Here is a 22,211-nt window from a genome sequence, read left to right on the forward strand (position 1 = left end):
TTAATGGGAAACGCGGCTTATGTCAATATCTTTCGAGACGTCCGACTCCTGCTCCGATGCCGATCTGCCGGCACTGCCGATGCCGCGTCCCGCGCGGTGCCCGCTCGCAACGCCGGTAGAGTTCGCGAGTTGGCGGGACGAGCCCGGTTTACGACAGGCGATGTTCCACGGCAATCCGGTCTGGGTGGTGAGCCGCTACGCCGACATCAGGGCGGCGCTGGTTGATCCGCGGCTGTCCGCGAAGACCATTCCGGACGCCATCATGCCCACGGACGCCGACAACAAGGTCGTGGTGATGTTCGCGCGCACCGACGATCCCGAGCATCATCGGATCCGTCGGATGATGACCGGCAACTTCACCTTCAGGCGTTGCGAATCGATGCGGCCACAGATCCAGGAGACGGTCGACCACTTTCTCGACGAGATGATCGCCGTGGGGCCCCCTGCAGATCTGGTCCGTGAATTCGCCTTGCCGGTGCCATCATTGGTGATCGCGCTGTTGCTGGGAGTGCCGCCCGAAGACCTCGAGCTCTTCCAACGCAACACCACCGCCGGGCTCGACCAGAAGACGTCCGAGGCGGAAAAGGGACAGGCCTTCGGGGCGATGTACGCCTACATCCAGGATTTGGTGCAACGCAAGGAGCGCGAACCCGGCGACGATCTGATCAGCCGCATGATCACCGAGTACGTCGCGACGGGCCAACTCGACCACGCGACCGCGGCGATGAACAGTGTGATCATGATGCAGGCCGGCCACGAGACCACCGCCAACATGATCTCGCTGGGAACCGTTGCGCTGCTACAGCATCCAAGCGCCTTCGAGCGACTGGGCCACACCGACGATCCCGCCCTCATCGCGAACACCGTCGAAGAGCTGATGCGCTATCTGAGCATCGTGCACAGCCAGGTCGACCGCGTGGCGACCGAAGATCTCGTGATCGGCGGCCAATTGATCAGGGCGGGGGAGTTCGTGATGATGAACCTGCCCGCCGGGAACTGGGACACCGAATTCGTCGACGATCCAGAGAGTTTCGACATCGATCGAAACACGCGCGGGCACTTGGGTTTCGGCTACGGCGTGCACCAGTGCATCGGGGCCAACCTGGCACGCGTCGAGATGCAGGTCGCGTTCGCCGCCCTCGCGCGGCGGCTGCCCGGGCTGAAACTGGCGGTCCCGCCGGAGGAGTTGCGTTTCAAGGACGCCGACATCTACGGCATGAAGGAGCTCCCGGTCACCTGGTGATCACCACCACCGCGTCGCACACCACCACCGCCCAGCGTGGAGTTGTTGGCGCGAATTTCACGCAACAAGTCGACGCTGGGCAGCGAAAGCCTCAGCAGCTGAACGCCGCGCCGACCCCGTCGGGCGGTGGCACCGACTTCAGGCAGCCGAAGGGCTGAATGCCGGCGGGCGCCAGACGCGCCGCCGACTGATGCGCGTAGTTCACGCAATACAGGCCCGCCTGGTCGGCGCGGCACCGATAGTCACCGAACGACAGCGAATCCCCACTCGGCAGTTCCGGTCCGTTGCCGTTGACGAACGGACCGGGGTCGGCCCGTGCGGCTCCCACCTGCAGGCGCACCCCGTCGAAAGTGACCCAACCGCCCTGCCATTCGCCATAGGCGGTCGCGGGCGCCGGCGCCGGAGCGGTCAGGTTCACCAGGCAATTCAGCGCGCCGCCGGTGTGTGGGGCATCCGTCATGCAGGAGACTTTGCCGCCCGCTCCCGCCAGGGCGATGTCGCCGCCCAGGGGTGTGGCCACACCGTCGCGGGTGGCCGTGTGATAGCGAGCCGGATCGGCGGGGTGGGCCGCCTCTATCCACGCGATGACGTCGGAGACCGCGGCGCCGGCGGCCGGCGCCGCGGCCGCTCCCGGCGTCTTGCTTTCCGACGGGCCGGCGGCGGCCCCCGCGGATGTCGGGGTGGTGCTAGGCGTCGACTCCGAGTGGCCGCCCGTGGTGTGTGAGCACCCGGCGACCAGTAACGACGCGGCGATCATCGCAGCTATCCGCATGCAGTCAGGCTAACCGCCGCGGCCAATTAAGGCGCTGCGCGCGCGTTAACGCCGTCATGTCGGTTACCGTCGGGTTATGCATCACCGGACTGTCCGCGCACGCACGGCCACCGGCACCGTCGAGGGCTTCACCCGCGACGGGGTCAATCGGTGGCGGTCGATCCCGTATGCCCGTCCACCGGTGGGAAACCTGCGCTTCCGGGCGCCGCAGCCGGCGGCGCCGTGGTCGGGGGTGCGGCACTGCCATGGCTTCGCGAATTGCGCGCCCCAGCAGCGCCGGTACACCCTGCTCGGCCTGTCGGGTTTGGGAGGCCGCTATCAGCCGATGAGCGAGGACTGCCTCACCCTCAACGTCGTGGCACCCGAAGCCGCCGAGGGGCCGCTACCGGTGATGGTCTTCATCCACGGCGGCGGGTACTTCCTGGGCAGCTCGGCGACACCGCTCTACGACGGGGCCCCGCTGGCACGCCGGGGGTGCGTGTACGTGTCGGTGAACTACCGGCTGGGCGCTCTGGGATGCGTGGACTTCTCGTCGCTGTCGACGCCCGAGATCACCATTGACAGCAACCTGTACCTGCGCGACCTGGTGCTGGCGTTGCAGTGGGTGCGCGACAACATCGCCGGATTCGGCGGTGACCCGGACAACGTGACGATTTTCGGCGAGAGCGCGGGCGCGTGTATCACCGCCTCCCTGCTGGCGGTGCCTTCCGCCGAAGGCCTGTTCGCTCGGGCGATCTCGGAGAGTCCCGCCTCGGGTCTGGTGCGGTCGAAAGAGGTTGCCGCCGAGTTCGCGAACCGCTTCGTCGGTCTGCTGGGCGTGCGCAAGCAGGATGCCGCCGACGCGCTGATGCGGGCGTCCGCGGCCCAACTGGTGCGAACCCAGCACGCATTGATCGACGAGGGCATGCAGAACAGGCTGGGCGCCTTCCCGATTGGTCCGGTTGTCGGGGATGACATGCTGCCGATGGATCCCGTCGAGGCGATGCGGCGCGGTGAGGCGCATCCGGTGCCCCTCATTGTCGGCACCAACGCCGAGGAGGGTCGGCTGTTCACCCGATTCCTGGCGATGCTGCCGACCAACGAATCGATGGTCGAAGAGCTGCTGGCCGAGGCGGAACCCGCTATCCGCCAACGCATTACCGCCGCGTACCCGGACTACCCCGAACGTGCGGCATGCATCCAGCTCGGCGGTGATTTCGCGTTCGGCTCGGCGGCCTGGCAGATCGCCGAGGCCCACGGCACGCACGCGCCGACCTACCTCTACCGGTATGACTACGCCCCGCGCACGCTGCGCTGGTCGGGTTTCGGCGCCACCCATGCCACCGAGTTGCTGGCGGTCTTCGACGTCTACCGCACCAGGTTTGGCGCGTTATTGACCGCGGCGGCCGACCGGCGGGCGGCGCTGCGGGTCAGCAACCAGGTGCAACGGCGTTGGCGCGCCTTCAGCCGCACCGGCGTCCCGGGCGAGGACTGGCCCGCGTACAACTCCGCCGATCGCGCCGTGATGGTCTTCGACCGGAAATCCCGGGTCGAGTTCGATCCCCACCCGCAACGCCGGATGGCCTGGGACGGCTTCTCACTCGCGCATTGACCTGGCACGCTGACCCTCATGCACGCCGAGACCGAGCAAGTCATCGAAACCCCCAGTGATCTCACCGCCTCCTGGTTGGCCGCGGTGATCGGCACCGGACCCATCGCCGATTTCTCGGTCGAGCGCATCGGCACCGGGCAGATGAGCGAGTGCTACCGCATCCGGCTCAACTACGCGCAGGCCGACGGCGGGCCCGAATCGGTGGTGCTCAAGGTCGCGGCCACCGACCCGGTGAGCCGACAGACCGGGCTGGCGCTGGGACTCTACGAGCGGGAGGTCCGCTTCTACGGCGACATCGCGCCGCGGCTCGGCGGGCCGATCGCGCCGTGCTACCACGCGGCGGTCGACACCTCGACGGGCGTGTTCGACCTGCTGCTGGGCGACGCCGGCCCGGCCGTGGTCGGTGATGAAATCGCCGGCGCCACAATCGAACAGGCCCGCCTCGGTGCCGTCGAACTCGGACGGCTGCACGGGCCGCTGCTCGGCGACGTCTCGCTGGCCGAAGCGCCGTGGCTCAACCGCGAGGCGCCGCTGAACCAGGCGATGATCGCCCCGCTGTACGCCGGATTCGTCGACCGCTACGGCGACCAGATCGCCCCGGAGCACCGCGAGGTGTGCGAGCGCTTGGTGGCCGCGTTCGACGGTTACCTCGCCCAAGACGCCCAGGCGTCCGAGATCCAGGGCTTGGTGCACGGCGACTACCGGTTGGACAACATGTTGTTCGGTACCGCCGGCGCCGACCGCGCGCTGACGGTGGTCGACTGGCAGACCGTGTCCTGGGGCCCCGCACTGACCGACCTGTCCTATTTCCTCGGCTGCGCGCTGCCCCCCGAGGACCGCCGGGAGCACTACGACGCGCTGCTGCGGGCATACCACGAGGCGCTGGGGCCCGACGCGCCCCTGACCCTGGCCGACGTCGCCGACGGCGTGCGCCGGCAGAGCTTTTTCGGCGTGATGATGGCGATCGTCTCCTCGATGCTGGTGGAGCGCACCGACCGTGGCGACCAGATGTTCATGACGATGCTGCGCCGGCACTGCGATCACGTCCTCGACACGGACGCGCTGGCGACGCTGCCGACCGCGGTGCCGGCCGAGCCGTTGCAACCGGTGCCCGAGGATGAACTCGCCCACGATCCCACCGCCGAACCGCTGTGGAGCGAGAGCTGGTACGCCGACTTTGCCGACAGCGCACAGGGATTGGGGGGCTGGTTCCGCCTCGGCCTGGTGGCCAACGAGCAGACCGCATGGGTTCACGTGCTGCTGTGCGGCCCCGGCATACCCACCGTCGCCGTCGACGCGCAGGTTCCGCTGCCCCCGGACCCGTGGACGGTGCGCAGCGACGAGTTCGAACTCGGCCACTCCGCCGGCACGCCGTTGCAGAGCTACCGCGTCGACGTGCGCGCGCGGGGTCACGAGCACTCCGACCCGGCGGCGCTGTTGCGCGGGGAGTCCGGCATGCCCGTCGAGATGACCATGAACCTGGTGTGGGACACCGATGGCACCCCGTACAAGTACGGGGTCACGACGCGGTATGAGATTCCGTGCACCGTCTCGGGCACGGTCACGATCGGCGACACCAGCTACCGCCTCGATGCGGTGCCCGGCCAGCGCGATCATTCCTGGGGTGTGCGCGACTGGTGGAGCATGGATTGGATTTGGAGCGCGCTGCACCTGGACGACGGCACCCATCTGCACGGCGTCAACATCCGCATTCCCGGCGCGCCGGCGTTCAGCATCGGCTACACCCAGGGCGCCGACGGCCGGGTCACCGAGCTACAGACCGTCGACTCACGAGAGTCCTTCGCCGGCAACGGGTTACCAGTGGATGCGACGCTGACGCTCAACCCGGGGGAGCTCACCGCCAAGGTGGACGTCCGCGGCCAGGCGCCGGTCCGGCTCGTCGCCGCGGACGGGCGGGTCAGCCAGTTCCCCCGCGTGTGGGCCACGATCACCACCGCCGACGGGCGCAACGGCGTCGGCTGGCTGGAATGGAACCGCAACCTCGGCGAACACACCGGGTGAGCGGATCGGCCCCCGTCGTGGTGATGGGCGTTTCCGGATCGGGCAAGTCGACCGTCGGTGCGGCGCTGGCGCGACGCATGCGGGTCCCGTTCGTCGACGCCGACACCCTGCACCCGGCCGCCAACGTCGCCAAGATGGCGGCCGGCCACCCGCTTGATGACGACGACCGCTCGCCGTGGCTGGACAAGGTCGGCGAATGGCTGGCGGCTCACCGCGACGGCGGGGTGGTGAGCTGTTCGGCGCTGAAAAGGAAGTACCGCGACCGGCTGCGCGCGCACTGCCCGGGCGTCGAGTTCCTGCATCTGTCCGGTTCGGCGGAACTGATCGCCGGCCGGCTGGCGGCCCGGACCGACCATTTCATGCCGGCCGCGCTGCTGCGCTCGCAACTGGACACGCTGGAGGCCCTCGGCCCCGACGAGGCCGGCATGACGGTCGATGCCGGAGGCGATGTCGACGCGATCATCGACGCCGTTCTGAAACAGCGCCGCTAGCAGGGGATACGCGCCGGTGTAGCATTGTGCTACAACTCGTAACGGTGTGCTGCATGACGGAGGAAGCATGGCCGACGCTCTCGATCGCGTCACCCGGGTGGCGTCCGACCTGATGGACAGCGCCGCGGCAGAAGGCGCCCGCCAGAGCCGTTCGGCCAAGCAGCAACTCGACCACTGGGCGCGAGTCGGGCGCGCGGTGTCCAGCCAGCACACCGCCTCGCGGCGGCGGGTCGAGGCCGCGCTCGCGGGCCACCTCGCGACCGGCGAACTCACCGTCGAGGAGGGCGTGGTGTTCGACGCCGAGATCTCGGCGGCCATCGAAGAAAGCCTGGTGCACGCCAACTACGGGGCGACGCTGGCCGGGCAGGGCGTCACCACGGTCGCCCTCAACGAGGACGGCGACGTCGTCGAGCACCGGCCCGACGGCTCCGCCGCGGTGTTGGCGCGCGGGCGCTGACCCGGCGTTCGCCCGGCGCGGCCCGATGGAGCGACTTGACCTGGTGGTCGGCCCGAACGGCGCCGGCAAGTCGACCTTCATCGCGTTCACCCTGGCGCCGCTGTTGCCCGGCAGCCCGGTGGTCAACGCCGACGAAATCGCACGGCAGCGCTGGCCGGGGGAGGCGGCAGGGCGCGCCTACGAGGCCGCGCAGGTCGCCGCCGACACCCGCGCGAAGCTGATCGACCTGGGTCGGTCGTTCATCGCGGAGACCGTGTTTTCCCACCCGTCGAAGCTGGACCTCATCCACACCGCCCATCGCGCGGACTTCACCGTCGTCCTGCACGCGATGCTCATCCCGGAAGACCTTGCCGTCGAACGTGTCCGGCACCGCGTGCGGGCCGGCGGCCATGACGTGCCGGAAACCAAGGTTCGCGAGCGCCATCGCCGCTTGTGGACACCGGTCGCCGAAGCCCTCGCGCTCTCTGACGTCGCGACCGTCTACGACAACAGCCGGCTGCGCGGGCCGCGCATAGTCGCCCGCCTCAGCGGCGGCATGACGATCGGTCGCCCCGACTGGCCCGCGTGGGCTCCGGAGATCCTGCAGAAGCGCTGGACGGAGTAGCTGCACCAGCGCGATGCAATTACCAGGACAGCTTGCGGCGGCCGGTCTCGACCTGCCCGCCGACGCGCTCGCGCGCGGTGTCGGCCAAGTGGCTGCCCCGCTTGCGTGCGGTCTCGGCGAGCTCCTCGGAGCGCGCCCTCGCCGTGTCGGCCAGCTTCTCGCTGCGCTTGCGTGCCTTCTTGGCCAGCTTCTCGCTGCGTTTGCGTGCCTTCTTGGCCAGTGGTGCGGCCCGATCGGCGGCCTCATCGGCCAGCTCTTCGCTGCGTTTGCGCGCCTTCTCGGCCAGATAGGCTGCGCGGTCGGCGGCCTCGTCGGCCCATTCCTCACCGCGCTTGCGGGCCTTCTTCGCCAGCGGCTTGCTGCGCTCGGCCGCGGTGCTGGCCAGCTCGCGGCCGCGTTCCAGCGCGGTTTCGGCGTAGGGCGCCCCGCGTTGCGCTGCCGTGCTGGCCAATTCGCGGCCGCGTTCCAGTGCGGCTTCGGCGTAGGGCGCGCCCCGCTCCGCCGCGGTGCTGGCCAACTCGCGGCCGCGTTCGGCGCCGACGTGCAGGCCGTGTGCGATCCGGTCGCCCAGCTCCGACAACTCGCCTTCGAAGGCCGAATCGTCGGATCCGGGCCACGCCGACGAGACCCGCTCCGAGAGCCGTTCGGCCGCCCGGCGCCCGCGCCACCCCAGTGACGGTTTGCCCGCTGTGTCGGCGGAGGCGATCAACAGTCCGCCCAACAGGCTGAGATCGGTCAGAAACTGCTGCCGCTTTTGGGCTTTGGCCGCCGGGTCGCTTTCGTTCCAGAACGAGTGCGCCCCGAGGTTCGCCGGTAACACCGTCACCGCCAGCGCGGCCGACGCGATGCGGGGGAGCTTGCCGGTGGCGAGCAGCAGGCCTCCGCCGATTTGGACGGCCGCGGTGATTTGGGCGACCGTCTCGGGGTCGCTCGGAATGTTGCCGCTCACCGAATCCGGCAACGCCTGCAAGCCGTCCACCGCCGGGGCCGCCGCCTGGGCCGCGGATTTGGGGTTGAGTAGTGAATTGACTCCTTGCCCGATGAATGCGACTGACAACAGGGGTCGCGCGATTCTCCTGATCACCATGGCCCGTGTATTACCCGACTGCCTGTCGAGCAAACCGTGGCACCGATTTGCGCAGCTAGGGCGGCGCCGCGGCGCACCCGGATACTGTGGAGGCCGTGCGAGCGTTGATCATCGTCGACGTGCAAAACGACTTCTGCGAGGGCGGCGCCGTGCCGGTGGCCGGCGGCGCCGCCCTCGCGCCCGCCATCAATGCCTATCTGGCCGGCGATTCGGGCTATCGCTACGTGGTGGCAACCCAGGATTTCCACGTCGACCCGGGCGACCATTTCTCCGACCGGCCGGACTATTTCTCGTCCTGGCCCCCGCACTGCGTCGCCGGGAGCGCGGGCGCGGACTTTCGCCCCGACTTGGACACCGCGCGCATCGATGCCGTCTTTCGCAAAGGCGCCTACTCCGCGGGCTACAGCGGCTTTGAAGGTACCGACGAGAACGGGACGCCGCTCCTGGAGTGGTTGCGGCAGCGCGGGGTTGACGACGTCGACGTGGTTGGCATTGCCACCGACCATTGCGTCCGGCGGACCGCGGAGGACGCGGCACGTTCGGGTCTGACGACCAGGGTGCTGGTGGACCTGACCGCGGCCGCGGCGGCGGATTCGGGCGCCGCGGCGCTGGCGGAGATGGAATCCGTTGGCATCGAGTTGGTGGGGGGACGGTAATGGTGGTGCCACTGGACCGGGAACGTCTGCTCGCGGCGGTGGAGCGCTCACCGCAGGCGGCCGCCGCGCACGATCGCGCCGGATGGGTGGCGTTGTTCACCGGCGACGGCCGGGTCGAGGACCCGGTGGGTTCGCGGCCCCACGTGGGGCATGAGCAGATCGGGCGTTTTTACGACACTTTCATCGGCCCGCGTGACATCAAATTTCATCGCGATCTCGACATCGTCTTCGGCACGGCGGTGCTGCGCGATCTCGAGCTCGAGGTGGCCATGGGCCCGGCCGTGACCATGTACATTCCGGCATTCCTGCGCTACGACCTCCGAGAAGCCAACGGCGAGTGGCTAATCGGCGAACTACGGGCGTATTGGGAGCTGCCCGCCATGATGGCGCAGTTCCTGCGCACCGGGCCGGGCGCGGTGCGCCCCGCGCTGCACCTGTCGAAAGGACTGCTGACCAATCAGGGATGGCGGGGGACCGCCGGATTCATGGCCGGATTCCGGCGGGTGGGCGCCCGCCACCAACGGCTCGTGCGGAGTTTCCTCGCCGCCGCCGCGCAAGGAGACACGTTCGCCGCGGCGCGGGCGCTGTCATCAAAGGCTGCAATAACTTTGGGTGATCGTGACCCCCTCGAGCTGGCCGAACTCGTGGAACAACTGGACGGGGCCGGCGCAACCAAGATGAGCAGCGCCGGCCCGACGGTCGCGGTCTCCATCAACTCGGGCCACGGGCGTGCCATCATGTTCGCCGACGTGGCCTGGCGCGGCAACGCGATCAACCGGATCCGGTACTTTCCCGGCTGATCCGTCCGTTTTCAGCGGGCGACCAGCAGCGCCAGCGACGTTGCGGACAGGCACAAGTAGGCCCCGGGGAACGCGATGTTGTACAGGACGCGCGCCTTCACGTGCGTCAATACCGCACCGATGAAAAACAGGACCAGGCCCGTGGCGGCGGCTATTCCCAATTCGCGTGGGCCCAGCAGTCCGACCGCGATTCCGGCGGCCCCGGCCAGCTTCACCGCGCCCAGCGCCGGTAACCACGAACGTGGCACCCCGACCTCGGCGGAGTTCGCCAGCACGAATCGAGCCGGAACGAAGTCGGCGATGGCGATTGCGGCGGTGACGGTAGCGGTCGACAGCGCGATCACGACAAGTGCGGTGTTCATGTGGATCAATCCCTTGTCGCGCAGCGAATTCCGCCGCGAATTGCCTGGTTACACAGCCCGCCGCGGCGCACAATCGGTAAGGTCATGGTGTTGGTCTCCTTCGCAACAGGAAGTCCGGTGGATGCGGTCATCTCCTTGACGATTCCCGTGCAGAAAAGGTGACCCATGAGCGCAACAACGGATTTGGCGGCTCTCGCGCAGCGATTCGACGCCGATCGGCGACACCTGCGATCGGTCGCGTTCCAGCTGCTGGGCTCGGTGGCCGACGCGGACGACGCGGTGCAGTCCGCCTGGCTGAAGGCCAGCCGCGCGGACTTCGGGGCCATCGACAACCTCTCCGGGTGGTTCACGACGATCACCGCGCGTGAGGCGCTGGACCAGCTGCGGGCGCGCAAGCGCCGGGCCGAGCAACCCCTCGCCGAACCCGACGAGCTGGACCGGCTGGCTGGGGCGGCGTCGGCGCCGGCCGACGAGGACGCGCTGCTGGCGGAGTCGGTGAGCAGCGCGCTGCTCGTCGTGCTCGACCGGCTCTCACCGGCACAGCGCGTCGCTTTCGTGCTGCACGACGTGTTCGCCATGCCATTCGAGACGATCGCCGCGTTGTTGCACCGGTCCCCGGATGCCGCGAAGAAACTCGCCAGCCGGGCCCGCGGCCGGCTGCACGACGGCCCGGTCGCCGAACCCCGCAGCACGGCCGGCCACCTGGAGGTGGTCGAGGCGTTTCTGGCGGCCTCCCGCGGTGGCGACATCGCCGGACTGCTCGAGCTGCTGGCTCCCGACGTCGTGCGCACGGTCGACCGCGCCCTGGTCCCCACGGACGTGCCCACCACGGTGCGCGGCGCCAGGCAGGTCGCCGAGGAGACGCGCCGGTTCGCCAGGCGGGCGCGCGCCGGGGTCGTCATGCTCATCGACGGTGCGCCGGGCATCGTGATCGTCGCCGGTGGGCGCGCTCAGATCCTGCTGGTGATCGGCATCGGAGCCGACGATCGCATCCACACGATCGACATCACCGGCGATGCCGAGCGCATCCGCAGGGCGGCGCTGGCGCTGCCCCGCGGGCCGATCCAGGAACATCACAACCTCGTCGGGTACCAAGGACGTCAGACAGAGCCGGCCAACGGCCGGGAACGCGGCTAGACCGGGAGAGCCATGCTCGACAAGCCGTTCGGACGGCGCAGCTTGCTGCGGGGCGCCGGCGCGCTGTCCGCCGTGGCGCTGGCACCGTGGTCGGCCGGCTGCGCTCCCGACGACGACGCGCTGACCTTCTTCTTCGCGGCCAACCCGGACGAGCGTGAGGCGAGGATGCGCATCGTCGACGAGTTTGCGCGCCGCCATCCCGACATCAAGGTGCGTGCGGTGTTGTCCGGGCCGGGCGTCATGCAACAGCTTTCGACGTTCTGTGTCGGCGGCAAATGCCCCGACGTGCTGATGACATGGGAACTGTCCTACGCCGAACTCGCCGACCGCGGCGTGCTGCTGGATCTGAACCCCCTGTTGGCGCGGGACAAATCGTTCGCCCAGCAGCTCAAGGCGGACAGCATCCCGGCGCTGTACGAAACCTTCGCCTTCAACGGAGGGCAGTTCGCGCTTCCCGAGCAATGGTCGGGCAACTACCTGTTCTACAACAAGCGGCTGTTTGCCGAGGCCGGGGTGCCGCCCCCGCCCACCGCATGGCAACGCCCTTGGGATTTCACCGAATTCCTGGACACCGCACGGGCGCTGACCAAGCGCGACGCATCCGGGCGGGCCGCGCAGTACGGGTTCGTCAACACCTGGGTGTCGACCTACTCGGCGGGGCTGTTCGCGATGAACAACGGCGTCCCGTGGTCCAACCCGCGGGTGAATCCGACGCACCTCAATTTCGACGACCACGCCTTTCAGCAGGCGGTGCAGTTCTACGCCGACCTGGCCAACGAGCACAGGGTCGCGCCGAACGATTCGGAGACGCAGTCGATGTCCACCCCCAACCTGTTCGCGGTGGGGCGGGCGGCGATCGCGCTGGGCGGGCACTGGCGCTACCAGACCTACCTCCGCGCCGAGGACCTCGATTTCGATGTCGCGCCGTTGCCGGTCGGCCCGGCGCGCGCAAACCGACGCGCGGCGTGTTCCGACATCGGCGCCACCGGGCTGGGCATCTCGTCGACCAGTCCACGCAAGGAACAGGCCTGGGAATTCGTGAAATTCGCGGCCGGCCCGGTCGGGCAGGCGTTGATCGGTGAATCCTGTCTGTTCGTTCCCGTGCTGCGGTCGGCTCTGACATCGGAAGGATTCGCCAATGCCCATCGACGGATCGGCAATCTCAGTGTGCTCACCGAGGGCCCTGCGTTCTCGGAAGGACTGCCGATCACTCCGGTGTGGGAGAAGGTCAACGCGTTGATGGACCGCAACTTTGGCCCGATCCTGCGCGGTCGCCAACCGGCGACGTCCTTGGCCGGCCTGTCCCGCTCCGTCGACGAAGTGCTGCGCAGTCCATGACCGCGACGCATTCAGGTGGCGCGGCCGCCCCGGCGCGGAAGGCGAGCGGAAGGGTCCCGGAAAACCCGAGCCCGTGGCGCCGGCACGCCTGGGCCGGCCGGCTGTTCGTCGCCCCAAACTTGGTGGCGGTCGCCGTGTTCATGCTCTTTCCGCTGGGCTTCTCGCTGTACATGAGCTTTCAGCGCTGGGACGTGTTCACACCGCCGAAGTTCGTGGGGCTGAAGAACTTCGGGGAGCTCTTCACCTCGGATCCGCTGTTCGTCATCGCGATCCGCAACACGGTGATCTTCACCCTTGGGACGGTGGTGCCCACGGTTGTCATCAGTCTGGCCGTCGCCGGTGTGCTGAACCAGAGAGTCAGGGGCATCGGTATTTTCCGGACCATCGTCTTCCTCCCATTGGCCATCTCATCGGTGGTCATGGCGGTGGTGTGGCAGTTCGTTTTCAATACCGACAATGGCTTGCTGAACATCATGCTCGGCTGGGTTGGGCTCGGTCCCGTCCCATGGTTGGTCGAGCCCCACTGGGCCATGGTCTCGCTGTGCATTGTCAGCGTATGGCGCAGCGTGCCGTTTGCCACCGTCGTCTTGCTGGCCGCGATGCAGGGCGTCCCGGGGACGGTGTACGAGGCCGCCACCATCGACGGAGCAAGCGAGACAAGGCAATTCATCTCGATCACGGTGCCGCTGATCCGGGGGTCGATCTCGTTTGTGGTCATCATCTCGGTCATCCACGCCTTTCAGGCGTTCGACCTGGTCTACGTCCTCACCGGCGCCAATGGCGGGCCCGAATCGGCGACCTACGTCCTGGGCATCATGCTGTTCCAGCACGCGTTTTCGTTTCTCGAGTTCGGGTACGCATCCGCGCTGGCGTGGGTGATGTTCGCCGTCCTGCTGGTGTTGACCGTCGTGCAGTTGAAAGTGAGCCATCGACGTTCTTTGGAGACTTCGCGTGGGCTTAAGTGAGGGTGTCATCAGGCGCACCGCGTTGCGTGGCGGCATGGTCTATGCGGCCCTGCTCGGCATCGCCTGGTGCGCGCTGTTTCCGATAGCGTGGGCGCTGTCGGGTTCGCTCAAGACCGAGGGCGAGGTCAGCGAACCCACACTGCTGCCGGCGCACCCGCGGTGGTCCAACTACACCGAAGTGTTTGCGTTGCTGCCGTTCGGGCGGATGTTCTTCAACACCGTGCTGTATGCGGGGTGTGTCACCGCGGGGCATGTCTTCTTTTGCTCACTGGCCGGATACGCCTTCGCGCGACTGGACTTTCGCGGCCGCGATGCACTGTTCGTGGTTTATTTGGGCACGTTGATGGTGCCGCTGACGGTGACGGTGATCCCGCAGTTCCTCGTCATGCGGACCCTGGGATGGGTCGACACCCCGTGGGCGATGATCGTGCCCGGCTTCTTCGGTAGCGCGTTCGGCACGTACCTGATGCGGCAATTCTTCCGGACCCTCCCCACCGACCTGGAGGAAGCGGCGATACTCGACGGTTGTTCGCCGTGGCAGGTCTATTGGCGCATCCTGCTGCCGCACGCCAGGCCGGCGGTGATGGTGCTCGCGGTGCTCACCTGGGTCAACGTCTGGAACGATTTTCTGTGGCCGCTGTTGATGATTCAGCGCAACAGCCTGGCCACGCTGACGTTGGGGCTGGTGCGAATGAAGGGTGAGTACGTTTCCCGGTGGCCGGTTTTGATGGCAACCTCGCTGCTCATCATGTTGCCATTGGTCGTGATCTACGCGTTCGCGCAACGTTCGTTCGTCCGCGGCATCGCGGTCACGGGAATGGGTGGGTGATCATGGCCTCGGTGAGCTTCGAGCAGGCGACACGGCACTATCCCGGAGCGGATCGCCCGGCCCTGGACAACCTGGATCTCGTTGTCGGCGACGGCGAGTTCGTCGTGCTGGTGGGGCCCTCCGGATGCGGCAAGACCACCTCGCTGCGGATGGTGGCCGGGCTGGAAACCGTGGACTCCGGGCGCATCCGGATCGGCGACAGGGACGTCACCAAGGTCGATCCCAAGAACCGGGACGTCGCAATGGTCTTTCAGAACTATGCGCTCTACCCGCACATGACGGTGGCCGAAAATATGGGCTTCGCCATGAAGATCGCCAAAACCCCAAAGGCGCAGATCCGTGAACGGGTGTTGGACGCGGCGAAATTGCTTGATCTGCAACCGTATCTCGATCGCAAGCCGAAAGACCTGTCCGGCGGACAGCGCCAGCGAGTGGCGATGGGCCGCGCGATCGTGCGCCGGCCGCAGGTGTTCCTGATGGACGAACCGCTGTCCAATCTGGACGCCAAACTGCGGGTGCAAACCCGCAACCAGATCGCCGCACTGCAACGGCGGCTCAGCACGACCACCGTCTACGTCACCCACGATCAGGTCGAGGCGATGACGATGGGTGACCGCGTCGCCGTGCTGTGCGACGGCGTGCTGCAGCAATTCGCCCCACCCCGCGAGCTTTACCGAAACCCGGACAACGTCTTCGTGGCGGGTTTCATCGGGTCGCCGGCGATGAATCTGTTCACCCTGCGCATCGTGGATTCCACCGTGTCGCTGGGTGATTGGCCCATCACGGTGCCACGGGAGATCGCCAGTGCCGCAGGCGAGGTCGTCGTCGGGGTCCGTCCCGAACATTTCGGGCTGGGTGACCTCGGTGTCGAGATGGAGGTCGACGTGGTGGAGGAGCTGGGTGCGGACGCCTACCTGTACGGGCGAATCACCGGCTCCGGCAAGGTAATCGAGGCGCCGATCGTGGCGCGCGCCGACGGACGCAATCCGCCGGCGAGAGGCAGCAGGGTGCGCCTGCATCCGCAGCCGGGACACGTGCACTTCTTCGGCGTGGACGGTCGCCGACTGTGTTGATCATGCTCCCGGGTTTCGGCGTGCCGTGCAGGCACAGCCCGGCTCCGTCCGGTTAGGGTGGTGGTAGTGAGTGACGTGCGTGCCGACCTGGTGTGCGAAGGCGGCGGTGTCCGGGGGATCGGACTGGTGGGAGCGGTGGATGCGCTCGACCAGGCCGGGTACCGGTTTCCCCGCGTCGCGGGAAGCAGCGCGGGCGCCATCGTCGCCTCACTGGTGGCCGCCCTGCAGGTCGCCGGTGAGCCGATCAGCCGGTTGGCCGACATCATGCGCGCCATCGATTACCGGAAGTTCCTCGACCGCAATCTGATCGGACGAGTTCCGCTGATCGGCGGGGCGCTGTCCTTGCTGACGTCGGACGGTGTGTATCGGGGCGCCTACCTCGAACAGTTGCTCGCCGGGCTGCTCGGTGATCTGGGCGTCCGGACGTTCGGCGATCTGCGCACGGGGGAACAGCCCGAACAGTTCGCGTGGTCCCTCGTGGTGACTGCCAGCGACCTGTCGCGGCGCCGGCTGGTGCGGATCCCGTGGGACCTCAGCACGTATGGCATCGACCCCGATGATTTTTCGGTGGCGCGCGCGGTGCACGCGTCGTCGGCCATTCCGTACGTGTTCGAGCCCGTTCGGGTCGCCGGCGCGACGTGGGTGGACGGCGGATTGCTATCGGACTTTCCGGTCCAGTTGTTCGACCGGCCGGATGCCCAACCACGGTGGCCCACATTCGGTATCCGGCTGTCCGCGCGTCCGGGCATCCCGCCCACGCATCCCGTCCACGGTCCGGTGTCGTTGGGGCTCGCCGCGATAGAGACGCTGGTGAGTAACCAGGACAACGCCTACATCGACGATCCCTGCACCGTCCGGCGCACCATCTTCGTGTCCGCCGACGAAGTCAGCCCGATCGACTTCGACATCACCGTGCAGCAGCGTGAGGCCCTCTACCAACGAGGATTGCAAGCGGGCCAACAGTTTCTGCGGACCTGGAACTACGCGGACTATCTCGCCGCGTGCGGCGGCCCGGTGCCAAAATCACCGTGACGGCGCTGAAGCCGGCTACCCGCGCGAGCAGCGAATCACATGGACGCGACGCCGGACACGCTCGACGTCATCCGGCGTCGGCAATTGGTTGGTGATCCGGGTGATCTCCACCCCGATATCAACGGGGCTGATCGGCCAGACGCGACGCGCGATGAGATCGCTTGCAATGGCGGTGATGTCGTGGCTGCAGAGTCGTCGGCGCGTCAACGCCACCAGTGGCACGTGACCGGGAGCCGGCATGCCGGTGGGGTAACCGGCCCGCACAAACGCCACAATGCTTGTCACCCAATGCGACAAGTCCATACGTCCACCTCGCTAACCGCCGCAAGTTGCACATGAGCGGCAGTGCTTGCCTTAGCTAGCAACGTACCATCGGCGACGTCATCAGCCAGGTAACGCCACACAGTTAAACGCAGCTTTTTACGGCTCGCCCGCGCTGGCGCCGAGAGTGATCTTGCCGACCATCGCCCCATCCTGGCGTGCCGTAACACTGTTTGGCCACAAGGCTTTCTACTATTGCCGCGTGGTGGATCGCTATGGAACCGATGTGCTGGCCGCGGGACGGCGCAAGCCCCGCTCGACCGAACACCCGGCCGAATTGGGCCTGGTCGTCGAGGACGTCGAAACCGGCTACGTCGGCGCGGTGGTGCGAGTCGAATACGGCCGGGTGGACCTGGAAGACCGGCGCGGTCACGTGCGCGGCTTTCCTTTGGGCCCTGGGTATTTGCTCGAAGGACGACCCGTCATCCTCACCGCCCCGCGGCGGGCGGCGCCGGCGGCCCCGACCAGGACGGCGTCGGGCTCGGTCGCAGTACCGGGGGCCCGCGCGCGAGTCGCCCGCGCCAGCCGAATCTATGTCGAGGGCCGCCACGACGCCGAACTCATCGCACAGGTGTGGGGCGAGGACTTGAAGATCGAAGGTGTCGTCGTCGAGCAACTCGGCGGCGTCGACGATTTGGTGGACATCGTCGCCGAGTTCGCGCCCGGCCCGGGGCGACGCCTCGGAGTGCTCGTCGACCACCTCGTCACCGGTTCCAAGGAGGCCCGCATCGCCGACGCGGTGCGACGTGGCCCGGGCGGTACCGACACCCTCGTCGTCGGTCACCCCTACGTCGACATCTGGCAGGCCGTGAAGCCGCAGCGGCTGGGGCTGACCGCCTGGCCGGACGTGCCGCGGCAGGTGGACTGGAAACACGGCGCGTGCCAGGCGCTTCGCTTGCCCCACGCCGATCAGGCCGACATCGCCAGGGCCTGGCGGCATATCCGTTCGCGAGTGCGCGACTGGAACGACCTGGAGCCGGCGCTGATCAGCCGGGTCGAGGAACTCATCGACTTCGTGACGCAGCCGACGGGCTGACCTCGGCACCCGAACGACCAGGGCCGATGGGCGTCTCTTAGGTCGGCTACGCTAAGCCGAAATCCCGATCGGCGGGACAGAAATAGGGCGCATGCAGGGCGTATTCGGCGTATTCATAGGCACGTTCCTCATCGGCCTCCGCGAAGGCCTCGAGGCTTCGCTCATCGTGAGCATCGTCGGCGCCTTCCTCAAGCGCAACGGCCAGACGATCCGCCCGATGTTCGCCGGCGTGGCCCTGGCCGTGTTGCTCAGCGTCGCGATGGGTGTCGGTCTCGACCTGTTCGCCGCGAGCCTGCCGCAGGTCCAGCAGGAGATGATGGAGACCGTCATCAACGCCATCGCCGTGGTGTTCGTGACGTCGATGATCATCTGGATGAACGGCAACGCCGCGCAGCTCAAGGGCGAACTCGAGCGCGGGGCCCGGCAGGCGATCAATCGTGGCGGCGCGCTGGCCCTGGCCGCCATGGCGTTTCTCGCCGTCCTCAAAGAGGGCTTCGAGACGTCGGTGTTCTTGCTGGCCGCCGCCGAGACGTCGCACGGCAACCGGTGGTTCGCCCTGCTCGGCGGCGCCGTGGGCATCGCGGCGGCGATCGGGCTCGGCGTGGGCCTGTACTTCGGTGGTGTGCGACTCAACCTCGGCCGGTTCTTCCGGGTGACCGGGGTGTTTTTGGTGCTGATCGCCGCCGGGCTGGTGGTGGGCGCGTTGCGCACCGCGCACGAGGCGGGCTGGGTGAGCATCGGCCAGCAGCAGGTGCTCGACCTGTCCGGGTGGATCCCGAGCAACTCCGTCCTGGGCGCGGTGACGGCGGGCGTGTTCGGCATCCCCGCCGACCCGCGGCTGATCGAAGTGCTGGGCTGGCTGCTGTATGCCGTGCCGGTGCTCATCGTGTTCCTGTGGCCGGCCCGGCTCGCCGCCGCGCCGCGCGCCCGGGGCCGGCTGCTGGCGGCCGCCTCGGCGCTGCTGCTCATCGTCGCGGCCGGGTTGGCGATCATGACGCCCGCCGGTCGCGCGTCGCCGAACGTACCGGCGCGCACCGTCACCGACCGCTCGGGCCACACCGCTGCGGTGTCGATGGCGACCGGGCCGCACGGCCGCGAGCTGACCGTGGTTCCCCGGGGTACCTCGACCGTCCGACACATCCTGCTTGTCCCGGCGGACGATCAAACCGTGGACGGCTTACCCGTACAGGTATGGCAGGCTTCCGAGGCCGCGGGGGCCGACGGTGCGCCGGAAGTCACGCTGGAGCAGTTGCTGAGCATGACGGGCGGCCGGCTGCCCGTGGGACTCGGGGTGGGCCGCACTCCGGGGCCGTTTCAGGGTCAATGGTCAACGACCACGGTGTATACGGTGCTCGCGCGGGGCGATTTCGTGGTGAGTGCGCAAGCGACGAGCAACCGCACGGCGATTTTGACCGGCGGCGGGCTGGCCGGGGCCAAGACCGTCAGTCTTGGCGGGCTGGCGACGGACTGGTCCACCTCCGGCGCCGAAGACCACTCGACGGCGGCCGAGATCGTCGCGCGCGGCCGCAATCGCGGGGACCGCCAGCTCTGGAATGTTTGGCTTCCACTGGTGCTTGGCGGTTTCGCCCTGGTCTGCGGTCTCGGCGCTATAGCCTCGATGCGGCAACGGCACGCCGGCCACCCGAGAGAGGACAACGATTGATGGTGAAGCGCACCGCGCGGCCCGGGTGGCGGTCCTCTGAGACGTGTTTGGCCGCAACGGCTTTGATCGCGGCCATGCTATTGGCTACGACCGGGTGCAGCCACCGGAGTGCCAACTCGGCTCCCGCGGCGCAACCGAGGCCGGGCGGCACCAACGCGGTCAAGGTCACCATGACCAATACCGGCGGCAAGGACGGCTGCGCGCTGGACACCAACGCCGTGCCCGCCGGGCCGGTGACCTTCACGGTGGCCAACACGAATGCGCCCGGGATCAACGAAGTCGAATTGCTCAGGGACCAGCGGATCGTCGGCGAGAAGGAGAACCTCGCACCCGGCCTGGACCCGGTGTCGTTCACCGTCACGCTAGACGGCGGCGCCTACCAGCTGTACTGCCCCGGGGCGAGCACCGAATACCAGACCCTGACGGTGACGGGTACCGCGCCGGCGACACCGACGGGCACCGTGGCCAGCATCCTCAGCCAGGGCACCAAGGACTACGCGGCCTACATCGTCAACCAGATCGCGCAACTCAACGACGGCGTGAAGTCCCTCGATGCCGCGGTGCAGTCGGGCAACCTCGACGCCGCGAAGGTGTCCTACGCCAAAGCCCGGTTGTTCTGGGAGCGTTCGGAATCCACCGTGGAGGGCTTCGTGCTGCCGGGCTTCGCGGTCGGTGACAATGCCGGCAACCTCGACTATCTGATCGATATGCGGGAGTCCACCCCGGTCGACGCCAAGGTCGGGTGGAAGGGCTTCCACGCCATCGAGCGTGATCTCTGGCAGGGCGGCGCGATCACCCCGGCAACCAAGGCGTCCAGCACCGAATTGGTCAACAATGTCGGCAAATTGAACGGCATCCTCACCACCCTGGCGTACAAGCCCGAGGACTTGGCCAACGGTGCCAGCGACCTGATCGAAGAGATCCAAAACACCAAGATCACCGGCGAGGAAGAGGCCTTCAGTCACATTGACCTGGTGGACTTTTCAGGCAACGTCGAAGGCGCCCAGCAGGCGTACGCGTCGCTACGGCCGGGTCTGGAACGGATCGACGCCAACCTCGTCAAGCTGATCGACCAGCAGTTCCAGAGCGTCCTCGCCGTCCTGGACGGGTACCGGGACCCCACCGCGCTGGGTGGCTACCGGACCTACACCCCCGCGTTGCAGGCCAGCGACGCGCCGAAGCTGACCGCGGTCATCCAGCCGCTTCATCAGAGCATGTCCACCGTCGCCCAAAAAGTCGTCGCGGGCGGCTGATCGTGACCGACGACAGGACCGGCTTCGCCGGCAACGGCCCGGACAACGTTGGCGCGCAGCCGGACTCGGCCGCGGTATCGCGCCGGCGCGCGATCGGTGGCGCCATGCTGGCCGGGCTCAGCGGCGCCGCCATCGGTGCCGTCGGGGGCGGCCTCGCCGGGCACGCGATGGCGGCCGGACAGCGCGGCGACGACGACGACGACACCGTCGACCTGCGTCGCAGTTACCCCTTCTACGGTCAGGCGCATCAGGGCGGAATCGACACCCCGCCGCAGCGTTACGCCATGTTCATGTCCTTCTCCCTGGCCGCCGGCGCCGGCCGCACCGAGCTGCAGACCCTGTTGGCGCGATGGTCGGCCGCGGCCGCGATCCTGCAGCAGGGCAAGCCGGTCGGCACCGTGCAGCCGCAGGTCGACGTGCAGCCGCCCGCCGACACGGGAGAGGCCTACGGGCTGAGCCCCGCCGGCCTCACCGTCACCATCGGATTGGGGCCGGCGCTGTTCGGCGACCGGTTCGGTCTGGCCGCCCGCCGGCCCGCCGGGTTCACCGATTTGCCGCCGCTCAACGGGGACAACCTCGATCCCCGCCTGCACGGCGGCGACCTGTCCGTGCAGGCGTGCGCCGACGACCCCCAGGTCTGCTACCACGCCGTGCGCAACTTGGCCCGGCTCGGCCGCAACATCGTCTCCCCGTTCTGGGCGGTGCTGGGATTCGGCCGCGCCTCAGCCGGGCCGGGCCAGCACACACCGCGAAACCTGTTGGGATTCAAGGACGGAACCCGCAATATCGCCACAGGCGCGGAGTACGACAAATTCGTCTGGGTCGACAACAGCGACCAGCCCTGGATGAACGGCGGGACCTACCAGGTGGTCCGCAAGATCCGGATGCTGCTGGAGACATGGGATGTCGACCGGATCGGCAATCAGCAGAGGATCTTCGGCCGCACCAAGGACGAAGGGGCGCCGCTGAGCGGAAAGGCCGAATTCGATACGCCCGACTTCGCCGCCAAAGGCGCCGACGGCAACCCGCTCATCGATCCGATGTCGCACGTCGGGCTGGCCGCCCGCGAAAACAACGACGGCATCATGATCCGCCGGCGGTCCTACAACTACACCGACGGTCTCGACGCCAACGGCCAACTCAATGCCGGCCTGCTGTTCATCTCGTATCAAAACGATCCGCAAGATTTTATCCGCTTGCAGAACCGCCTGGGTGCCCACGATCTGCTCAACGAATACATCCGTCACATCGGATCAGCAATCTTCGCCGTCCCTCCCGCGCCCGCTGAGGGCCACTACATCGGCCAAGGCCTGTTCGGCTGAGCAAACATCGTCGCCCCGTCGGGGGCCGCTGAGCGGCGCCGCGTTTCGTCCATGTGATGTTTCGTGACGGGCCGGTAAAGCAATCTCACCCGCCGTCACACATCGATGCCCGCCGCGCACTAACTCCGTGACACCGCAGAATCAGCGAGAAACGGAG

21 protein-coding genes and 1 pseudogene are annotated in these 22,211 nt (G+C 67.9%); 18 read left to right on the forward strand and 4 right to left on the reverse strand.

Annotated features, from left to right (window positions below):
- The first annotated feature begins 19 nt into the window (after positions 1–19).
- Positions 20–1,243, forward strand: a complete 1,224-nt coding sequence (locus tag AC0KS4_RS09795) for a cytochrome P450 (protein WP_238957973.1) — start codon at positions 20–22, stop codon at positions 1,241–1,243.
- A gap of 91 nt (positions 1,244–1,334) precedes the next feature.
- Here AC0KS4_RS09795 and AC0KS4_RS09800 read toward each other — a convergent pair whose 3' ends face one another.
- Positions 1,335–2,015: a hypothetical protein gene (locus tag AC0KS4_RS09800; protein ID WP_225326807.1), complete on the reverse strand. Its 681-nt coding sequence runs from the start codon at positions 2,013–2,015 to the stop codon at positions 1,335–1,337.
- Between the two features lie 76 nt (positions 2,016–2,091).
- Here AC0KS4_RS09800 and AC0KS4_RS09805 point away from each other — a divergent pair, with 76 nt between their 5' ends.
- The 5 genes from AC0KS4_RS09805 to AC0KS4_RS09825 all read left to right on the forward strand — a co-directional run bounded on the left by AC0KS4_RS09805 (position 2,092) and on the right by AC0KS4_RS09825 (position 7,180).
- Positions 2,092–3,606, forward strand: a complete 1,515-nt coding sequence (locus AC0KS4_RS09805; RefSeq protein ID WP_225326806.1) for a carboxylesterase/lipase family protein — start codon at positions 2,092–2,094, stop codon at positions 3,604–3,606.
- 18 nt (positions 3,607–3,624) lie between these two features.
- On the forward strand, positions 3,625–5,628 hold the full coding sequence (locus AC0KS4_RS09810; protein WP_238957974.1) for an ecdysteroid 22-kinase family protein: 2,004 nt from the start codon (positions 3,625–3,627) through the stop codon (positions 5,626–5,628).
- Positions 5,625–6,119 carry a gluconokinase gene (locus AC0KS4_RS09815; RefSeq protein ID WP_238957975.1) on the forward strand — a complete coding sequence of 165 codons (495 nt, stop codon included), beginning with the start codon at positions 5,625–5,627 and terminating at the stop codon, positions 6,117–6,119. Before AC0KS4_RS09810 ends, AC0KS4_RS09815 begins: the two co-directional genes overlap by 4 nt.
- 67 nt (positions 6,120–6,186) lie before the next feature.
- A complete protein-coding gene (locus tag AC0KS4_RS09820) occupies positions 6,187–6,576 on the forward strand; it encodes a ParD-like family protein (protein WP_238957976.1) in 390 nt (129 codons plus the stop codon).
- 25 nt (positions 6,577–6,601) lie between these two features.
- A complete protein-coding gene (locus AC0KS4_RS09825) occupies positions 6,602–7,180 on the forward strand; it encodes an AAA family ATPase (RefSeq protein ID WP_238957977.1) in 579 nt (192 codons plus the stop codon).
- Between the two features lie 19 nt (positions 7,181–7,199).
- Here the strand turns inward: AC0KS4_RS09825 and AC0KS4_RS09830 are convergent, their stop codons facing one another.
- Positions 7,200–8,267, reverse strand: coding sequence for a DoxX family protein (locus AC0KS4_RS09830; protein ID WP_225326801.1), 1,068 nt, complete (start codon positions 8,265–8,267; stop codon positions 7,200–7,202).
- 95 nt (positions 8,268–8,362) lie between these two features.
- Here AC0KS4_RS09830 and pncA point away from each other — a divergent pair, with 95 nt between their 5' ends.
- On the forward strand, positions 8,363–8,923 hold the full coding sequence (gene pncA / locus AC0KS4_RS09835; protein ID WP_238957978.1) for a pyrazinamidase PncA: 561 nt from the start codon (positions 8,363–8,365) through the stop codon (positions 8,921–8,923).
- Positions 8,923–9,723, forward strand: coding sequence for a nuclear transport factor 2 family protein (locus AC0KS4_RS09840; protein WP_238957979.1), 801 nt, complete (start codon positions 8,923–8,925; stop codon positions 9,721–9,723). Before pncA ends, AC0KS4_RS09840 begins: the two co-directional genes overlap by 1 nt.
- An 11-nt stretch (positions 9,724–9,734) precedes the next feature.
- On the opposite strand, the gene AC0KS4_RS09845 is transcribed toward AC0KS4_RS09840, so the two are convergent.
- Entirely contained in the window at positions 9,735–10,085 is a 351-nt protein-coding gene (locus AC0KS4_RS09845; protein WP_238957980.1) for a DoxX family protein, read from the reverse strand.
- A gap of 165 nt (positions 10,086–10,250) precedes the next feature.
- On the opposite strand from AC0KS4_RS09845, the gene AC0KS4_RS09850 reads away from it, so the two are divergent.
- The 6 genes and pseudogenes from AC0KS4_RS09850 to AC0KS4_RS09875 all read left to right on the forward strand — a co-directional run bounded on the left by AC0KS4_RS09850 (position 10,251) and on the right by AC0KS4_RS09875 (position 16,459).
- Positions 10,251–11,222 carry a sigma-70 family RNA polymerase sigma factor gene (locus AC0KS4_RS09850; protein ID WP_238957981.1) on the forward strand — a complete coding sequence of 324 codons (972 nt, stop codon included), beginning with the start codon at positions 10,251–10,253 and terminating at the stop codon, positions 11,220–11,222.
- 12 nt (positions 11,223–11,234) lie between these two features.
- On the forward strand, positions 11,235–12,560 hold the full coding sequence (locus AC0KS4_RS09855; RefSeq protein WP_225326796.1) for an ABC transporter substrate-binding protein: 1,326 nt from the start codon (positions 11,235–11,237) through the stop codon (positions 12,558–12,560).
- 15 nt (positions 12,561–12,575) lie between these two features.
- Positions 12,576–13,525 (forward strand): annotated as a pseudogene (locus AC0KS4_RS09860) (carbohydrate ABC transporter permease).
- A 34-nt stretch (positions 13,526–13,559) separates the two neighbouring features.
- Complete coding sequence (locus AC0KS4_RS09865) at positions 13,560–14,354, forward strand: carbohydrate ABC transporter permease (protein ID WP_275254811.1); 795 nt, start codon at positions 13,560–13,562, stop codon at positions 14,352–14,354.
- Between the two features lie 2 nt (positions 14,355–14,356).
- The gene (locus AC0KS4_RS09870; protein WP_238957983.1) at positions 14,357–15,427 is read left to right on the forward strand and encodes an ABC transporter ATP-binding protein; all 1,071 of its coding nucleotides are present in this window, start codon (positions 14,357–14,359) and stop codon (positions 15,425–15,427) included.
- 66 nt (positions 15,428–15,493) lie between these two features.
- Positions 15,494–16,459: a patatin-like phospholipase family protein gene (locus AC0KS4_RS09875; RefSeq protein WP_425326372.1), complete on the forward strand. Its 966-nt coding sequence runs from the start codon at positions 15,494–15,496 to the stop codon at positions 16,457–16,459.
- Between the two features lie 15 nt (positions 16,460–16,474).
- Here AC0KS4_RS09875 and AC0KS4_RS09880 read toward each other — a convergent pair whose 3' ends face one another.
- Positions 16,475–16,762: a DUF3349 domain-containing protein gene (locus AC0KS4_RS09880; protein WP_238957985.1), complete on the reverse strand. Its 288-nt coding sequence runs from the start codon at positions 16,760–16,762 to the stop codon at positions 16,475–16,477.
- Positions 16,763–16,982: 220 nt separating this feature from the next.
- Between AC0KS4_RS09880 and AC0KS4_RS09885 the strand changes: the two genes are divergently transcribed.
- From AC0KS4_RS09885 to efeB, 4 genes are all read left to right on the forward strand, one after another.
- Entirely contained in the window at positions 16,983–17,816 is an 834-nt protein-coding gene (locus AC0KS4_RS09885) for a DUF3097 family protein (RefSeq protein WP_238957986.1), read from the forward strand.
- Positions 17,817–17,907: 91 nt separating this feature from the next.
- Positions 17,908–19,479: an iron uptake transporter permease EfeU gene (gene efeU / locus AC0KS4_RS09890; RefSeq protein ID WP_225326789.1), complete on the forward strand. Its 1,572-nt coding sequence runs from the start codon at positions 17,908–17,910 to the stop codon at positions 19,477–19,479.
- Between the two features lie 74 nt (positions 19,480–19,553).
- Positions 19,554–20,732: an iron uptake system protein EfeO gene (efeO, locus tag AC0KS4_RS09895; RefSeq protein ID WP_374109718.1), complete on the forward strand. Its 1,179-nt coding sequence runs from the start codon at positions 19,554–19,556 to the stop codon at positions 20,730–20,732.
- Positions 20,733–20,734: 2 nt separating this feature from the next.
- Positions 20,735–22,054: an iron uptake transporter deferrochelatase/peroxidase subunit gene (gene efeB / locus AC0KS4_RS09900; RefSeq protein ID WP_225326787.1), complete on the forward strand. Its 1,320-nt coding sequence runs from the start codon at positions 20,735–20,737 to the stop codon at positions 22,052–22,054.
- Positions 22,055–22,211 lie beyond the last annotated feature (157 nt).

It is taken from the genome of Mycobacterium sp. NTMscope_MAC_12 (genome assembly GCF_976985675.1).

Excerpts from the sequence above, each read along its gene's own strand:
- AC0KS4_RS09880 (WP_238957985.1), bottom strand. The coding sequence starts at position 16,762 with ATGGACTTGTCGCATTGGGTGACAAGCATTGTGGCGTTTGTGCGGGCC.
- AC0KS4_RS09850 (WP_238957981.1), top strand. The coding sequence starts at position 10,251 with ATGAGCGCAACAACGGATTTGGCGGCTCTCGCGCAGCGATTCGACGCC.
- AC0KS4_RS09870 (WP_238957983.1), top strand. The coding sequence starts at position 14,357 with ATGGCCTCGGTGAGCTTCGAGCAGGCGACACGGCACTATCCCGGAGCG.
- AC0KS4_RS09800 (WP_225326807.1), bottom strand. The coding sequence starts at position 2,015 with ATGCGGATAGCTGCGATGATCGCCGCGTCGTTACTGGTCGCCGGGTGC.
- AC0KS4_RS09805 (WP_225326806.1), top strand. The coding sequence starts at position 2,092 with ATGCATCACCGGACTGTCCGCGCACGCACGGCCACCGGCACCGTCGAG.
- efeU (WP_225326789.1), top strand. The coding sequence starts at position 17,908 with ATGCAGGGCGTATTCGGCGTATTCATAGGCACGTTCCTCATCGGCCTC.
- efeO (WP_374109718.1), top strand. The coding sequence starts at position 19,554 with ATGCTATTGGCTACGACCGGGTGCAGCCACCGGAGTGCCAACTCGGCT.
- AC0KS4_RS09795 (WP_238957973.1), top strand. The coding sequence starts at position 20 with ATGTCAATATCTTTCGAGACGTCCGACTCCTGCTCCGATGCCGATCTG.
- AC0KS4_RS09820 (WP_238957976.1), top strand. The coding sequence starts at position 6,187 with ATGGCCGACGCTCTCGATCGCGTCACCCGGGTGGCGTCCGACCTGATG.
- AC0KS4_RS09855 (WP_225326796.1), top strand. The coding sequence starts at position 11,235 with ATGCTCGACAAGCCGTTCGGACGGCGCAGCTTGCTGCGGGGCGCCGGC.
- AC0KS4_RS09865 (WP_275254811.1), top strand. The coding sequence starts at position 13,560 with ATGGTCTATGCGGCCCTGCTCGGCATCGCCTGGTGCGCGCTGTTTCCG.
- AC0KS4_RS09830 (WP_225326801.1), bottom strand. The coding sequence starts at position 8,267 with ATGGTGATCAGGAGAATCGCGCGACCCCTGTTGTCAGTCGCATTCATC.
- AC0KS4_RS09840 (WP_238957979.1), top strand. The coding sequence starts at position 8,923 with ATGGTGGTGCCACTGGACCGGGAACGTCTGCTCGCGGCGGTGGAGCGC.
- AC0KS4_RS09810 (WP_238957974.1), top strand. The coding sequence starts at position 3,625 with ATGCACGCCGAGACCGAGCAAGTCATCGAAACCCCCAGTGATCTCACC.
- AC0KS4_RS09845 (WP_238957980.1), bottom strand. The coding sequence starts at position 10,085 with ATGAACACCGCACTTGTCGTGATCGCGCTGTCGACCGCTACCGTCACC.
- AC0KS4_RS09825 (WP_238957977.1), top strand. The coding sequence starts at position 6,602 with ATGGAGCGACTTGACCTGGTGGTCGGCCCGAACGGCGCCGGCAAGTCG.